Origin of the sequence: Pandoraea sp. B-6 (assembly GCF_000282835.1) — a bacterium.
Classification (GTDB): domain Bacteria; phylum Pseudomonadota; class Gammaproteobacteria; order Burkholderiales; family Burkholderiaceae; genus Pandoraea; species Pandoraea cepalis.
Map to the genome: position 1 here is coordinate 24,460 of NZ_AKXS01000311.1, position 14,265 is coordinate 38,724.

12 protein-coding genes are annotated in these 14,265 nt (G+C 63.1%); 6 read left to right on the forward strand and 6 right to left on the reverse strand.

Annotated elements, in window-relative coordinates:
* Positions 1–35: 35 nt before the first annotated feature.
* Positions 36–1,271 carry a YeeE/YedE family protein gene (locus A985_RS0102585; protein ID WP_039829765.1) on the reverse strand — a complete coding sequence of 412 codons (1,236 nt, stop codon included), beginning with the start codon at positions 1,269–1,271 and terminating at the stop codon, positions 36–38.
* Between the two features lie 355 nt (positions 1,272–1,626).
* Between A985_RS0102585 and A985_RS26885 the strand changes: the two genes are divergently transcribed.
* The 3 genes from A985_RS26885 to A985_RS0102600 all read left to right on the forward strand — a co-directional run bounded on the left by A985_RS26885 (position 1,627) and on the right by A985_RS0102600 (position 3,936).
* Positions 1,627–1,995, forward strand: coding sequence for a hypothetical protein (locus A985_RS26885; RefSeq protein ID WP_017231870.1), 369 nt, complete (start codon positions 1,627–1,629; stop codon positions 1,993–1,995).
* A 128-nt stretch (positions 1,996–2,123) separates the two neighbouring features.
* The gene (locus A985_RS0102595) at positions 2,124–3,095 is read left to right on the forward strand and encodes a homoserine kinase (protein ID WP_017231871.1); all 972 of its coding nucleotides are present in this window, start codon (positions 2,124–2,126) and stop codon (positions 3,093–3,095) included.
* Between the two features lie 31 nt (positions 3,096–3,126).
* The gene (locus tag A985_RS0102600; RefSeq protein ID WP_017231872.1) at positions 3,127–3,936 is read left to right on the forward strand and encodes a BPSS1780 family membrane protein; all 810 of its coding nucleotides are present in this window, start codon (positions 3,127–3,129) and stop codon (positions 3,934–3,936) included.
* Positions 3,937–4,024: 88 nt separating this feature from the next.
* On the opposite strand, the gene A985_RS0102605 is transcribed toward A985_RS0102600, so the two are convergent.
* Entirely contained in the window at positions 4,025–6,346 is a 2,322-nt protein-coding gene (locus A985_RS0102605) for a UvrD-helicase domain-containing protein (protein WP_017231873.1), read from the reverse strand.
* Between the two features lie 111 nt (positions 6,347–6,457).
* On the opposite strand from A985_RS0102605, the gene A985_RS0102610 reads away from it, so the two are divergent.
* Together A985_RS0102610 and galU are read left to right on the forward strand one after the other, a co-directional pair.
* Positions 6,458–9,319: a valine--tRNA ligase gene (locus A985_RS0102610; RefSeq protein ID WP_017231874.1), complete on the forward strand. Its 2,862-nt coding sequence runs from the start codon at positions 6,458–6,460 to the stop codon at positions 9,317–9,319.
* A gap of 29 nt (positions 9,320–9,348) precedes the next feature.
* Positions 9,349–10,233 (forward strand): UTP--glucose-1-phosphate uridylyltransferase GalU, encoded by an 885-nt coding sequence (gene galU / locus A985_RS0102615; RefSeq protein ID WP_017231875.1) that lies wholly within the window; start codon positions 9,349–9,351, stop codon positions 10,231–10,233.
* Between the two features lie 116 nt (positions 10,234–10,349).
* Here the strand turns inward: galU and A985_RS0102620 are convergent, their stop codons facing one another.
* The gene (locus A985_RS0102620; protein WP_017231876.1) at positions 10,350–10,577 is read right to left on the reverse strand and encodes a sulfurtransferase TusA family protein; all 228 of its coding nucleotides are present in this window, start codon (positions 10,575–10,577) and stop codon (positions 10,350–10,352) included.
* A gap of 99 nt (positions 10,578–10,676) precedes the next feature.
* On the reverse strand, positions 10,677–11,207 hold the full coding sequence (locus A985_RS0102625) for an NUDIX domain-containing protein (protein WP_017231877.1): 531 nt from the start codon (positions 11,205–11,207) through the stop codon (positions 10,677–10,679).
* Positions 11,208–11,509: 302 nt separating this feature from the next.
* Between A985_RS0102625 and A985_RS0102630 the strand changes: the two genes are divergently transcribed.
* Positions 11,510–12,736 (forward strand): chloride channel protein, encoded by a 1,227-nt coding sequence (locus A985_RS0102630; protein ID WP_017231878.1) that lies wholly within the window; start codon positions 11,510–11,512, stop codon positions 12,734–12,736.
* A gap of 42 nt (positions 12,737–12,778) precedes the next feature.
* Here A985_RS0102630 and A985_RS0102635 read toward each other — a convergent pair whose 3' ends face one another.
* Positions 12,779–13,912, reverse strand: a complete 1,134-nt coding sequence (locus A985_RS0102635) for a low specificity L-threonine aldolase (RefSeq protein WP_017231879.1) — start codon at positions 13,910–13,912, stop codon at positions 12,779–12,781.
* An 86-nt stretch (positions 13,913–13,998) separates the two neighbouring features.
* Positions 13,999–14,199 carry a 4-oxalocrotonate tautomerase gene (locus A985_RS0102640; protein ID WP_017231880.1) on the reverse strand — a complete coding sequence of 67 codons (201 nt, stop codon included), beginning with the start codon at positions 14,197–14,199 and terminating at the stop codon, positions 13,999–14,001.
* Between the last annotated feature and the right edge of the window lie 66 nt (positions 14,200–14,265).

The following is a 14,265-nucleotide window of genomic DNA, read 5'->3' on the forward strand; positions in this document are numbered from 1 at the left end:
TGGCAGACGGAATATCTGCCGGCGGGGGATGTCGATCAGCAGCCGGTATCGCGTGGTGTCGTTTCCACGGCCAGACCGAACAACGGGCGCAGGCGCGTGCCGAACACGTTGCCCGCAAACGCCGCCGCCAACCACAGCCAACCGTGCAGGCTGCCCGAGACGATGCCGCTGAAGTACGCGCCGATATTGCAGCCGTACGCCAGACGTGCGCCGTAACCAAGCAGCAATCCGCCGATGACCGCCGCGAGCAGCGAACGCGCTGGAATCTTCCACACGGGGGCAAACTTGCCTGCGATGGACGCGGCCGCGAGGGCGCCGAGAATGATCCCGATGTCCATGACGGTGGTGACGTCCTGTGCGATCGGCGCGTTCAGTACATTGGCCTGCTTCGCCCAGTACGGCCACGAGGCCACGTCGATGCCCAGCGCCATGAACGCCTTGGCGCCCCACAACGCGAACGCCGATGTCACGCCCCACGGACGGCCGGCCAATGCCAGCGTGGCGTAATTGAGCAGCACGAGCGCCAGCGCACCCCACACCAGCGGCCAGGGGCCACGCAGCAACGCGGGCGTGCCCGTTGCGCTGCGCGTCATTGGCACACCGACGACACGGCCGTGACGACGCTTCTCCGCCCACAGCGTCAAGCCACCGATCGCGGCGAACAACGCCAGGTTGGCGACGAGCGCAGGCCACAAGCCCCACGTCTTGACCAGCGAGACCGGCTTGATATGCGGCAGTGCTTCCCACCACGGCAGATGCGCCGTTGCCACCACCGACCCCACGACAAACGCCGCGAGCGTGACGATCATGCGCGTGCTGCCGCCCCCCACGGTATAGAGCGTGCCCGACGCGCAACCGCCACCGAGTTGCATGCCGACACCGAACATGAAGGCGCCGAACGCCACCGACACGCCAACCGGCGAGACGAAGCCGGCAACCTTGTTACCGAAGAGCACGCCATCCGCCAGCGCGGGAAAGAACAGCACGACACCAACGGCGAGCATGACCATCTGTGCGCGCAGACCCGCACCGCGCCGGTCGGCGATGAACACGCGCCAGGCCGACGTGAAGCCGAATGCGGCGTGGTAAAGCGTCACGCCGAGCAAGGCGCCGATACCGGCCAGTGCGGCCTGCTTCGGCCCTACGGTGGCCTGCACGTAGGCGATGCCCACAACGATCAGCACCAGCGCGATGGCGAGCGGCCGGGCGTTATAGGAGGACGGCGAAGGCGGGGCCGTTTTGACGGCGGCCGAGGCGGCGGATAACGACATGATTTGGGACTCCAGAATGCAGATGGGCGACACACGGCCGCCCATCAAGACAATGACGCAGGATGCCAGAAGATGACTTCAACGAAAACGATTGTCTTGCGATTTATTTATAACCAAAAGCAATATAAAGATGCTAAGCGTATGCAATCGAATCGCTTAACCCTGCGCCGATGACGAGAAAAAATACGCGTCCACGGCATGGCATCCCTCGACAGGCCAGCCACGACGGCACATTCGACGCGATTTCACGATGCGAAGCGGGGGACGTTTGATAGAATGTAAACATTGGAACCCGTTGCGTCGGCCAGGCTTGCCTCACGCGCCGCGAATGCGTTCCCGCCCTCGGAGAATAATGATGACAACGCGCTTTTCCCGTGTCCTGCCCCTGATGATCGGTGCGGGCCTGCTGTTCGCGGGCCATGCCTTCGCCCAGGATGGTCAGGAGACCTCCGCGCAGGCCGCCAAACGCGAGGCCGACGCCCGCGCCGCCGCCACCAGCAAATCGTCGGTCGACGTCAACCAGGAGCGCAAGCCGAGCTACTACGTCAACGACCAAGGCACCACCGTGACCGAGTTCCGCGACCGCGGCAAACCCACGGAGGTCGATGTCCATTCGCGTTTCGGCACCAATTACCAATTGACCACGCCGCCGGACAACGCGCCGCGCACGCGCGACAACACGTCGCAAAACGACCGTTTGCCGTCCGTCGGCCTGAAGTTCTGACGTCTCTGGTAATCTGAGCCACCTCCGCGCGCCGCCCAGCGGTGCGCCTGCATCCTGTCTGTTTCACACCAGCGGCCCGCTGCACGTGCGCGGGCCGTTTGTCTGAGACATCTCCACTTAACGCACGCATGGCCGTTTTCACTACCGTCTCGCCCGAGCAGCTCCAGGCATGGCTGCAACGCTACGATCTGGGGAATGTTCTCGATTTTCGGGGCATCAGCTCCGGCATCGAGAACACCAACTACTTCCTGACGACCGAGCGCGGCGAGTTCGTGCTGACGCTGTTCGAGAAGCTCACGGCCACGCAGCTGCCGTTTTACCTCCAGTTGATGGGCCATCTCGCCCATCACGGCGTGCCGGTGCCCGATCCGATGCCCGATCGCACGGGCGAGATTCTGAGCGAGTTGAACGGCAAGCCCGCCACCATTGTCACCAAGCTGGCCGGACGCTCCGAGCTGGCCCCCACGCCCGAACACTGTGCGCATGTCGGGGCGATGCTGGCACGCATGCATCTGGCCGGGCGCGACTTCACGCTGGAGCAAGCCAATCTGCGCAGCCTGCCCTGGTGGCGCGAAGCCGCCCCCGAGGTCACGCCGTTCCTGAGCTCCGCCGAACGCGCGTTACTGGATAGCGAGATGGCGCATCAGACGGCGTTCTTCGCGTCGAGTCACTATCGTGCCATGCAGGCGGGTCCGTGCCACTGCGATCTGTTCCGTGACAATGTGCTGTTCGACAAGGCCGACGACGGTTCGCCACGATTGGGCGGATTCTTCGATTTCTACTTCGCGGGCTGCGACAAATGGCTGTTCGATCTGGCCGTGACGGTCAACGACTGGTGCTGCGACCTGTCGACCGGCGTGCTGGACGAGGCGCGTGTGCATGCCATGTTGCGCGCTTACGAGACGGTGCGCCCACTGACCGACATCGAAGCGTCGCACTGGCGCGACATGTTGCGCGCCGCCGCGCTGCGCTTCTGGCTGTCGCGCCTGTATGATTTTCACCTGCCACGGGCGGCCGAAATGCTCAAGCCGCACGATCCGGGGCATTTCGAACGAATCCTGCGCCAACGCATCGAAGCCCATTCCATCCCCTGGCGGTAACTCGACATCCTATCGGAGTCATTCGAACCCTATGCAATTGCTTGAAGTCCCGCCGAAGAGTGGATATGTGTGGCTGCGCCAAGGCATCTGGCTGTTCCGCAAGAACCCGCTCGCCATTCTGACGCTGCTCTTCGCCTATCTGTTCGGGGTGATGGTGCTTTCGATCCTGCCGGTCGTGGGCGCCTTCCTGCCGCTGCTGTTCATCCCAGGCCTGTCGGTGGGTTTCATGGCGGCCTGTCGCGACATCATCAAGAACAAGCAGGTGTTGCCCCACGTATTGCTCGACGGCTTTCGCGGCCACGGCAAGGAAGTCTCGCGCCGGCTGCTCATGCTAGGCGGTTACTACATTGTGGCGATGACCGTCGTGTTCCTGTTCTCGGCGCTGTTCGACGGCGGCGACCTGGTCAACAAGATGCTCTTCGATGGCCGCATCAGCGAAGAGTCGCTCACCAACGGCTCGATGGGCCAGGCGATGCTGGCGGTGGCGGTGGCCTACATACCGGTGGCGATGATGTTCTGGTTCGCGCCGGTGCTCGTGGCCTGGCACGACATCCCACCCATCAAGGCGCTGTTCTTCAGCTGGACGGCCTGCGTGCGCAACTTCCGTGCGTTCGTCGTCTACGGCCTGTGCACGGCGGTCGTCGCCACCGTGTTGCCGCTGATCGTGACGCTGGCGATGGCTGCGATGGGCATTCATCAATACGCGATGCTCTTGCTGATGCCTTACTCGATCCTGTTCACGGCCGTGCTGTATTGCTCGTTCTACGCGAGCTATCGCGGTTGCTTCGGCGTGCAGGAGATCGGCGCCATCGATCCGAACGTCGCCCCGCCTGAAGCGTAAGCGGAAACGTCGGCGTCAACGTCAGACGCGCAAAACAAAGGGCACCCGCGGGTGCCCTTTGTCGTGGGTGACGATGACGGCCGCGCCGTTACTCGATCGGCTGAAGCTTCGCGACAGCCAGCGCCAGCCACTTCTCACCATGTCGGCCGAATTTCACGTGGGCGCGGGCTTCCGCCCCCGCGCCCTCCAGGCCGATGATCTTGCCTTCGCCGAACTTGGTGTGAAAAACGCCCTGCCCCAACTTGAAGCCCGTCTCCGACGCGCGCGAACGGTCGGCCAGCGCCTGCTCCGACTGGGTGGCCACCCATTCTTCCGGCTTCGGCGCACTCGTCTTGCCCCGCCCGAACCAATCGCGCCCCCAGGCCGGCTCGGCCTGCCCCAGCCGCGCGCCCGGCTGCGCGCGCGGTGTCAGGAACTTCAACACCGTCTCGGGGATTTCGTCGAAGAAGCGCGAGCGCACGTTGTAACGCGTCTGTCCGTGCAGCATGCGGCTTTGCGTGAACGACAGATACAGCCGTTCCTTGGCACGCGTAATGGCCACGTACATCAGGCGCCGCTCTTCTTCGAGACCGTCGAGTTCGAGCGCACTGTTCTCGTGCGGGAAGAGTCCCTCTTCGAGACCGGTGACGAACACCGCCGTAAATTCAAGCCCCTTGGCCGCGTGTACCGTCATCAACTGCACAGCGTCTTGCCCGGCCTCGGCCTGGTTGTCTCCCGCTTCGAGCGACGCGTGCGACAGGAAGCCGGCAAGCGGCGTCATCTCCACCGGCGTATCGGCGTCGACCACGCCGTCGGGCGAGGCCAGCACGTCGGGCGCGCCCGGCAGCGCAGGACGCATGGCAATCAACCGCGCCGGGGCATCGAGCCCATAACCTTCCTCGGCAACGAATGCCGTGGCCGCATGCACCAATTCCTGCAAGTTCTCGATGCGATCCTGGCCTTCCTTCTCGGTCTGATAATGGGCGATCAACCCACTGGCGTCGATGACCCGCGCCACCACCTCCGGCAGCGTGAGCCGCTCGGTATCGTGGCGCATCTGCTCCACGAGCCGCACGAATGCCGTCAGATTCGTGCCCGCCTTGCCGGTCATGTAGGGCACTGCGGCATACATCGAGCAGTTGTAGAGTCGCGCCGCGTCGGCCAGTTGCTCCAACGAACGCGCGCCAATCCCCCGCGTCGGGAAATTCACGACCCGCGCGAACGCCGTATCATCGTTCGGATTCTCGATCAGGCGTAGATACGCCAGCGCATGCTTGACTTCCTGACGCTCGAAAAAGCGCAAACCGCCATACACCCGATAGGCGATGCCCGCCCCCACGAGCGCGTGCTCCATCACCCGCGACTGGGCGTTGCTGCGATAGAGAATGGCGACGTCCTGCCGCGAGAGACCCTGCGCAACGAGTGCCTTGATCTCTTCGACGAGCCAGCTCGCTTCCTGCAGGTCGGTGGCCGCCTCATAGACACGGATCGGCTCGCCGTGCCCCGCGTCGGTGCGCAAATTCTTGCCCAGACGCCGCGCATTGTTGGAAATCAACGCGTTGGCCGCGTCGAGGATATTGCCGTGCGAGCGGTAGTTCTGTTCCAGCTTGATCAGGTGGCGCACGCGGAATTCACGCTCGAAGTCGGCCATATTGCCGACGTTGGCGCCACGAAACGCATAAATACTCTGATCGTCGTCGCCCACGGCGAATACCGCGGCGTTCGATCCCGCGAGCATCTTGAGCCACGCGTACTGGAGCTTGTTCGTATCCTGGAACTCGTCGACCAGAACGTGCCGGAAGCGCGACTGGTAGTGCACGCGCAACGGCTCGTTGTGCTTGAGCAGCTCGTAACAGCGCAGCAGCAGTTCGGCGAAATCGACCACGCCTTCGCGCTGGCACTGCGCCTGATAGGCGGCGTAAAGCTCGACGAACTTCTGGTTGAAGGCGTCGTTGGCCTCGACCTCGTGCGGGCGCAGGCCCTGTTCCTTGGCGTTGTTGATGAAATACTGCAGGTTTTTCGGCGGATACTTCTCGTCGTCGACATTCGACGCCTTCAGCAGACGCTTGATCGCGGAGAGCTGGTCGGCCTGGTCGAGGATCTGGAAGCTCTGCGGCAGCCCGGCGTCGCGAAAATGCGCGCGCAGCATACGGTTGCACAACCCGTGGAAGGTGCCGATCCACATGGCGCGCGTGCTGATCGGCAGCATCGCGCCCAGACGGGCCTGCATTTCCTTGGCCGCCTTGTTGGTGAAGGTGACGGCCAGAATCCCGGCCGGCCCCACGTGCCCGTGCTGGATCAGCCAGGCAATACGCGTGGTCAGCACGCGCGTCTTGCCGGAACCCGCGCCCGCCAGAATAAGGGCCGGCTCGTCCGGAAGGGTTACGGCGGCCAGTTGTTCGGGGTTCAGATTGGCGAGCAGATCGGGCATGTCGGGAAGGAAATTCGAGTGAAGCTCGATTATAAATCCTGCTGCGACGCGGAAATGCCACCGAATCTTTTATAATTCAGGGTTTCACGCATTACACGGTCCATTCAATCCATGAGCGACAGCGACAATACGCTTGCCAAGAGCTTCGAGCCGCAGGACGTCGAAGCCCACTGGGGCCCCGAATGGGAGCGCCGCGGCTATGCCCGGCCGACTTTCGACGACGCCCGCGAAGATTTCAGCATCCAGTTGCCGCCGCCGAACGTGACCGGCACGCTGCACATGGGTCACGCGTTCAACCAGACGATCATGGATGGCCTCACCCGCTATCACCGCATGAAAGGCGCCAACACCCTCTGGGTACCGGGCACCGACCACGCGGGCATCGCCACGCAGATCGTCGTCGAGCGCCAGCTCGATGCCCAGAAAGTCTCGCGCCATGACCTCGGCCGCGAGAAATTCGTCGAGCGCGTCTGGGAATGGAAGGAAGAATCGGGCAGCACGATCACGCGTCAGGTGCGCCGCCTGGGCGCATCGATCGACTGGAGCCGTGAATACTTCACGATGGACGAGAAGATGTCGCGCGCCGTGCGCGACGTGTTCGTTACGCTCCACGAGCAAGGATTGATCTATCGCGGCAAACGTCTCGTGAACTGGGAATCGACCCTGCTCACGGCCGTGTCCGACCTGGAAGTGGTGAGCGAGGAAGAAGACGGCTCGCTGTGGCACATCCGATACCCGCTCGCCGACGGCTCGGGCTCGCTCACGGTGGCGACCACGCGTCCGGAAACGATGCTCGGCGACACCGCACTGATGGTCCATCCGGAAGACGAGCGCTACAAGCACCTGATCGGCAAGACGGCCAGGCTGCCGCTGTGCGATCGTGAAATCCCGATCATTGCCGACGATTACGTCGATCTCGAATTCGGCACGGGCGTGGTGAAAGTCACGCCGGCACACGACTTCAACGACTACGCTGTCGGTCAGCGCCACAACCTGCCGCAGATCAACATTCTCACGCTCGACGCGAAGATCAACGACAACGCCCCGGAGAAGTACCGCGGGCTCGATCGTTTCGACGCGCGCAAGCAGATCGTGGCCGATCTCGACGCCCTCGGCCTGCTCGAATCGGTCAAGCCGCACAAGCTGATGGTGCCCCGCAGCGATCGCACCGGCACGATCATCGAGCCGATGCTCACCGACCAGTGGTTCGTGGCGATGAGCAAACCGGCCCCCGAAGGCACGTTCCATCCGGGCAAGTCGATCACCGAAACCGCGCTCGACGTCGTGCGCAGCGGCGAGATCAAGTTCGTCCCGGAGAACTGGACGACCACATACAACCAGTGGCTCGAGAACATTCAGGACTGGTGTATCTCGCGTCAACTTTGGTGGGGCCACCAGATTCCGGCCTGGTATGACGACGCCGGCAACGTGTACGTCGCCCGCACGGAAGCAGAAGCGGCCGAAAAGGCCCGCGCGGCGGGCTACACCGACGCGCTCAAGCGCGACGAAGACGTGCTCGACACGTGGTTCTCGTCGGCGCTCGTGCCATTCTCGTCGCTCGGCTGGCCGCAAGAAACACCCGAACTCAAGCATTTCCTGCCGTCGTCGGTACTCGTGACCGGTTTCGACATCATCTTCTTCTGGGTGGCGCGCATGGTCATGATGACCACGCACTTCACCGGCAAGGTACCGTTCAAGACGGTCTACGTGCACGGTCTGGTGCGCGACGCCGAAGGTCAGAAGATGTCCAAGTCGAAGGGCAACACGCTCGATCCGATCGACATCGTCGACGGCGTGTCGCTCGACGCCCTGCTCGCCAAGCGCACGACGGGTCTCATGAACCCGAAGCAGGCAGCGAGCATCGAGAAGAAGACGCGCAAGGAGTTCCCGGACGGCATCGCGCCGTTCGGCACCGACGCGCTTCGCTTCACGTTCGCCTCGATGGCCACGCTTGGCCGGAACATCAACTTCGATCTGGCGCGCTGCGAAGGCTATCGCAACTTCTGCAACAAGCTGTGGAACGCCACGCGCTTCGTGCTGATGAACTGCGAAGGTCACGACTGCGGTCTTGCGCCGTGCGTAGGCGATTGCGGCCCGGACGGCCAGCTCGACTTCTCGCGCGCCGACCGCTGGATCGTGTCGTTGCTGCAACGCGTGGAAGCCGATGTCGCGAAGGGCTTCGCCGACTACCGCTTCGACAACATCGCCAGCGCGATCTACAAGTTCGTCTGGGACGAGTACTGCGACTGGTACGTTGAACTGGCCAAGTGGCAAATTCAGAACGGCACCCCGGCACAACAACGCGCCACGCGTCGCACCTTGCTGCGCGTGCTCGAAACGGTGCTGCGTCTGGCGCATCCGATCATTCCGTTCATCACCGAAGCGTTGTGGCAGAAGGTGGCACCGCTGGCGGGCCGCTATCCGGCGGACAAGGCAGCAGGCGAAGCCAGTCTCATGGTGCAGCCGTATCCGGTGGCCGACGCGAGCAAGATCGACGAAGGCGATGAAGCCTGGATGCAGCAGTTGAAGACCGCCGTCGACGCCTGCCGCAACCTGCGCGGCGAAATGAACCTCTCGCCCGCGCAACGCGTGCCGCTGCTGGTCGCGGGCGATGTGGACTTCCTGACGTCGATTGCGCCGTATCTGCAAACGCTCGCCAAGCTCTCTGAAGTGCAAGTGCTGGCAGACGAAGCAACGCTCGACGCGCAAGCGGCCGGTGCGCCGCTTGCTGTCGTGGGTGCGAACAAACTGGCGCTGAAGGTGGAAGTCGACGTCGCCGCGGAGCGCGAGCGACTCGGCAAGGAAGTGAAGCGCCTCGAAGGCGAGATCGCCAAATGCCGCGGCAAGCTTTCCAACGAGAGCTTCGTGGCACGTGCGCCCGCCAATGTGGTGGAACTCGAGAAGCAACGATTGGTCGACTTTGAAGCGGTTCTCGGTAAATTGCAGGCCCAGCTCGCTCGCCTGCCCGCCTGAGACGTGCTCATATCACCAGGGAGATACCAATGAAAACCGTTGTGACCAAAGCCGTGTTCCCCGTTGCGGGCCTCGGCACCCGATTCCTCCCGGCCACCAAGGCAAGCCCGAAGGAAATGCTGCCCGTCGTGGACAAGCCGCTGATTCAATACGCGGTGGAAGAAGCGGCGGCCGCCGGTATTACGGAGATGATCTTCGTGACGGGCCGCAACAAACGCGCGATCGAAGACCACTTCGACACGGCCTTCGAACTCGAAGCGGAACTCGAGGCCAAGAACAAGCAGGCGCTGCTCGACGTGGTGCATTCGATCAAGCCGCCGCATATCGATTGCTTCTACGTGCGCCAGCCCAAGGCGTTGGGCCTGGGTCACGCCGTGCTGTGCGCCGAGAAGCTCGTGGGCGATGAGCCGTTCGCCGTCATCCTCGCCGACGACTTGCTCGACGGCGAGCCGCCGGTGCTCAAGCAGATGGTCGACCTGTACAACCACTATCACAACTCGATCATCGGCGTGGAAGAGATCCCCATCGAGCAAAGCCGCTCGTACGGGATCGTCGCGGGCAACGAGTGGGGCGAGAAGGATATCGTCAAGCTCACGAATATCGTCGAAAAGCCGGCACCGGAAGATGCCCCGTCGAATCTGGGCGTGGTCGGCCGTTATGTGCTGCGCCCGCGCATTTTCGATTGCATCCGCGAAATCGATCCGGGCTCTGGCGGCGAGATTCAGTTGACCGACGCCATCCAGAAGCTGATGCAGGATGAAGTCGTGCTGGCGTATCGCTACCAGGGCAAGCGCTTCGATTGCGGCAGCAAGCTCGGCTACTTGAAAGCCACCGTGGAGTTCGCGCTGCGCCATCCGGAACTCAAGGATGCCTTCCGCGAATACCTGCGCGAGACGCAACTCGATCTGGCATAAGCGCCAGGCCTTGTGTCAAAGAAAAAGCCGACGGCAGTTGTCCGTCGGCTTTTTTGTGCCCGCTGTGCCGCCCATCACGCTGCGGCGGTCGGGTTCGGCGAGATGCCGCCACGCGATCAGCGGCGGCGCATCAGGAAGTGAAACGTCTTGCCCTCTTCGCGCGATTCGATGAGTTCGTTGCCGGTTTGTTTGGCAAACGCGCTGAAGTCGCGCGCCGAGCCCGGATCGGTGGCAATGATGTGCAACACTTCGCCGCTCTGCATGTCGGCGAGCGCTTTCTTGGCGCGCAGGATCGGCAGCGGGCAGTTCAGTCCGCTTGCGTCGACTTCTTTCTGAAATTCCATGCTCATGTTCCTGATGTCCCTTGGATCCGACTCGTTCTGATCGTGTACCGGGGGTTGGCCCGCAAGCTGCGATTCTACCGCAGTCCTCGCGCCCGCTTGTCAGCCGGCAATGGATAGCCGGGCCGATTCGACGTACTCGACCGGCAGATTGCGCCGCCGCAGCCACTCGGCCACCGCGTGCCCGGTGCCGGCGCGCCACGGACGCACCCGCTCAGGCTCGACAAGCCGGAACTCGGCGAGTTCGTCCGACAGACGAATGTCGCCATCGCAGACCGCGTGATACGCGATGATCAGCTCGTTCTTGCGCATGAATTCGTAGACGCCGAGCAGCGAAATCGCGCCAGCATCCAGATTGGTCTCTTCCTTGATCTCGCGCCGGATGCCGTCTTCAGGCGTTTCGTCGCGCTCGAGAAAGCCCGTGATGAGCGCAAACATGCCCTCGGTCCAGGTGGCATTGCGCGCCAGCAGGATCTGGCCGCGGTACTCCACGAGTCCGGCCACGACCGGCAGCGGATTGTCCCAGTGGACGAAACCGCAAGCCGCGTCGGGACAGGCGCGGCGAATGCGCCCGGCGACCGCGCGCGAGTCGAGCGGCGAGGCACAGCGGGGACAGAAAATGAGTTCGTTCATGATCGTTGTTTGGCGAATTCGAATATCTTAAATGAACTCATGACGCGCTGCACATTCGGTAGATTCCGAGACACCTGTGGAAAATGGCGAGGGGGTGCGGGGCGTATAATCATCGTTTATCTTCCCATTCTCACCCGCGCCACGTGTCAGACGTCCCTCCCCATACTGCCGCAACGCCGGCTTCACCGCCCCCGTCACCATCGTCGTCTGCGCCCGCATCGCTTTCCGCGCGCCTGGCCAAACGAGGCATCCATCGCTCTCGTCGCCTCTGGCACAACTACGGCGTCTTCTGGCTGGGTGCGGTGCTCGTTGGTCTGGTCTCGGTGGTGTACTCCAAGCTGATCGACTTCGGTTTCGAGCTGTTTCAGCGCATGCTGTCGTATGGCATCTGGATGCCGCTGATCGTGACGCCGCTGGGCGCCGCGCTGGCCATCTGGCTGACGCAGAAGTTCTTCCGCGGCTCGGAGGGAAGTGGGATTCCGCAAGTCATCGCAACGCTCCAGGAGCCGCGGCTGTCGTCGTCGCTGTTGTCGATGCGCATCATGATCGGCAAGATCGCGATTTCGTTTCTCGGCATTCTTTGCGGCTTCACCATCGGTCGCGAGGGGCCGACGGTGCAGATCGGTGCGTCGCTCATGTATGCGATGCGGCGTGGGTATCGGCGAAGCAGCGTGCACATCGAGCGTCAATTAACGCTGGCCGGCGCCGCCGCCGGTCTCGCGGCGGCCTTCAACACCCCGCTCGCGGGGGTCGTGTTCGCGATCGAGGAACTGAGCCGTAGCTTCGTGGCACGCAGCAGTGGCACGCTCATCACGGCCATCATCTTTTCCGGCGTCGTGGCACTCGGTCTACAGGGCAACTACCTGTACTTCGGACAGATCAAGGCGATCAGCGACTTTCACTGGACGCTGATCCCGGTACTTGTTGCCGCCAGTCTGCTGAGCGGCGTGGCCGGTGGACTGTTCGGCTGGCTGATGCTCAACGTGCCACGCTGGTTGCCCGGGCCGCTGGTCGGCATGCGCCGTGCGCATCCGGTGCGATTCGCGTTCCTGTGTGGCCTGGCGATCGCGTTGATCGGACTCGCCTCGGGGGGCACAACCTTCGGCAGCGGCTACGCTGAGGCGCGCGGCCTGCTGGAGTCGCATGTCGCACTCTCGCCGCTTTACGCGCTGCTCAAGTTTGCAGCGTTGTGCGTGTCCTATATGTCAGGAATCCCTGGCGGCATTTTCGCGCCGTCGCTCGCCATTGGGGCCGGGCTGGGCAACGTGATGGCCCATCTCACATCGGTGGTACCGCTCCCGGCCATTGCCGCGTTGTGTATGGTCGGGTATCTGGCGGCGGTCACGCAATCACCGATCACGTCGTTCGTGATTGTCATGGAGATGATCGACGGCCACCAGATGGTGATCCCGCTCATGGCCGTGGCCCTGCTCTCGACCCAGGTGTCGAAAACGATCGCGCCGTCGTTCTATCACGCGCTGGCGCATCGTTTTCTCATCCCCACGGCGCCCACACCGCGACAAGCATAAATCGCGCGACGGACTGCCGTGCCGGGATCGATGACGTGTGCGTCACCGGTTCGCGCACAGCGCCCGAATATCCGCCGCCAGACGCTCGACCGTCTCCGGCCGGGTGTCCCACGCGCACATCAAGCGGCAACCGCCCGCGCCGATGAACGTGTAGAAGCGCCAGCCCTTGGCGCGGAGCGCCTCGATCACATGCAGCGGCAGTTCCGCGAATACGGCATTGGCTTGCGTCTCGAACATGATCGACACACCCGGCACGTCGCGAATGCGCTGCGCGAGCAACTGCGCCATCGCATTCGCGTGACGCGCGTTGCGCAGCCAGGTGTCGTTCTCCAGCATGCCAAGCCAGGGCGCGGAAATGAACCGCATCTTCGAGGCCAATTGCCCGGCCTGTTTTACCCGATACGCGAAGTCTTCCGACAGCGAGCGATTGAAGAACACCACTGCCTCGCCGACCGGCAGCCCGTTCTTCGTACCGCCGAAGCAAAGCACGTCCACGCCGGCCCGCCACGTCACGTCGCCCGGATGACAGCCCAGCGTCGCGACCGCATTGGCAAAGCGCGCGCCATCCATATGCACGCGCAAGTTGCGCCGTTTGGCCAACGCCGAGATCGCCTTGACCTCGTCGACCGAGTAGACCGTGCCGACCTCCGTGGCCTGCGTCAGCGTGACGACCTTGGGCTTCGGGAAGTGAATATCGGAGCGTCGATTGATGACGGACTCGATGGCGTCCGGGGTGAGCTTGCCGTTGTTCTCGCGACCGCGGGCGGTAAGCAGCTTCGCGCCATTGGAGAAAAATTCGGGACCGCCGCACTCGTCGGTCTCGACGTGGGCCAGTTCGTGGCAGATCACGGAGTGATACGACTGCGACAACGAGGCCAGCGCCAGTGAATTTGCCGCCGTGCCGTTGAAGACGAAGAAGACGTCGCAATCCGTATCGAACAGATTGCGAATACCGTCGCAGACACGCTGCGTCCAGGTATCGTCGCCATAAGCGACTTCGTGGCCGCTGGCATTGGCCTCAATCAGATAATGCAACGCCTCGGGACAAATCCCGGCGTAGTTGTCGGAGGCAAAATGTTGTGGCGTTTGGGCCGCCCCACCATCGGCGGCCGTCAGGGACGGAGCGTTCGTGAGGGCGGAGGCGAGAATGTTCGATGCAGACGGGACTTGCGACATGACAACCTCATCAATGCGGCAGGGATCCTGCGAGCCCCCTGCCTTCGACCTACCGGTGGCGCCCCTGCGGGAGACCACCGGCACCTTCAGACTGACTCGGGACGCGGATCCGACCACAGCGCGCCGGCGGTGGCCCAGTTCTCGGGCTTGACGTCAGTAATGATGATGTCGACAGACTCCGGCGTGCAACCGATCGTCGCGACGGCCGCTTCCGTGACCGCTTTGACGAATGCGCGCTTTTGCTCGATCGAGCGCCCCTCGAACATCTCGACGTGAAACGTTGGCATTGCAGTCTCTCTCCTTGTGTCGTTATCAAGATCGGCAGCGCCGCCCATGCTCGCATTCAAAGCTCG

What these genes read in the sequence shown, in the direction of transcription:
- A985_RS0102585 (WP_039829765.1), bottom strand. Translation starts at nt 1,271, where the DNA reads ATGTCGTTATCCGCCGCCTCGGCCGCCGTCAAAACGGCCCCGCCTTCG.
- A985_RS26885 (WP_017231870.1), top strand. Translation starts at nt 1,627, where the DNA reads ATGACAACGCGCTTTTCCCGTGTCCTGCCCCTGATGATCGGTGCGGGC.
- A985_RS0102595 (WP_017231871.1), top strand. Translation starts at nt 2,124, where the DNA reads ATGGCCGTTTTCACTACCGTCTCGCCCGAGCAGCTCCAGGCATGGCTG.
- A985_RS0102600 (WP_017231872.1), top strand. Translation starts at nt 3,127, where the DNA reads ATGCAATTGCTTGAAGTCCCGCCGAAGAGTGGATATGTGTGGCTGCGC.
- A985_RS0102605 (WP_017231873.1), bottom strand. Translation starts at nt 6,346, where the DNA reads ATGCCCGATCTGCTCGCCAATCTGAACCCCGAACAACTGGCCGCCGTA.
- A985_RS0102610 (WP_017231874.1), top strand. Translation starts at nt 6,458, where the DNA reads ATGAGCGACAGCGACAATACGCTTGCCAAGAGCTTCGAGCCGCAGGAC.
- galU (WP_017231875.1), top strand. Translation starts at nt 9,349, where the DNA reads ATGAAAACCGTTGTGACCAAAGCCGTGTTCCCCGTTGCGGGCCTCGGC.
- A985_RS0102620 (WP_017231876.1), bottom strand. Translation starts at nt 10,577, where the DNA reads ATGGAATTTCAGAAAGAAGTCGACGCAAGCGGACTGAACTGCCCGCTG.
- A985_RS0102625 (WP_017231877.1), bottom strand. Translation starts at nt 11,207, where the DNA reads ATGAACGAACTCATTTTCTGTCCCCGCTGTGCCTCGCCGCTCGACTCG.
- A985_RS0102635 (WP_017231879.1), bottom strand. Translation starts at nt 13,912, where the DNA reads ATGTCGCAAGTCCCGTCTGCATCGAACATTCTCGCCTCCGCCCTCACG.
- A985_RS0102640 (WP_017231880.1), bottom strand. Translation starts at nt 14,199, where the DNA reads ATGCCAACGTTTCACGTCGAGATGTTCGAGGGGCGCTCGATCGAGCAA.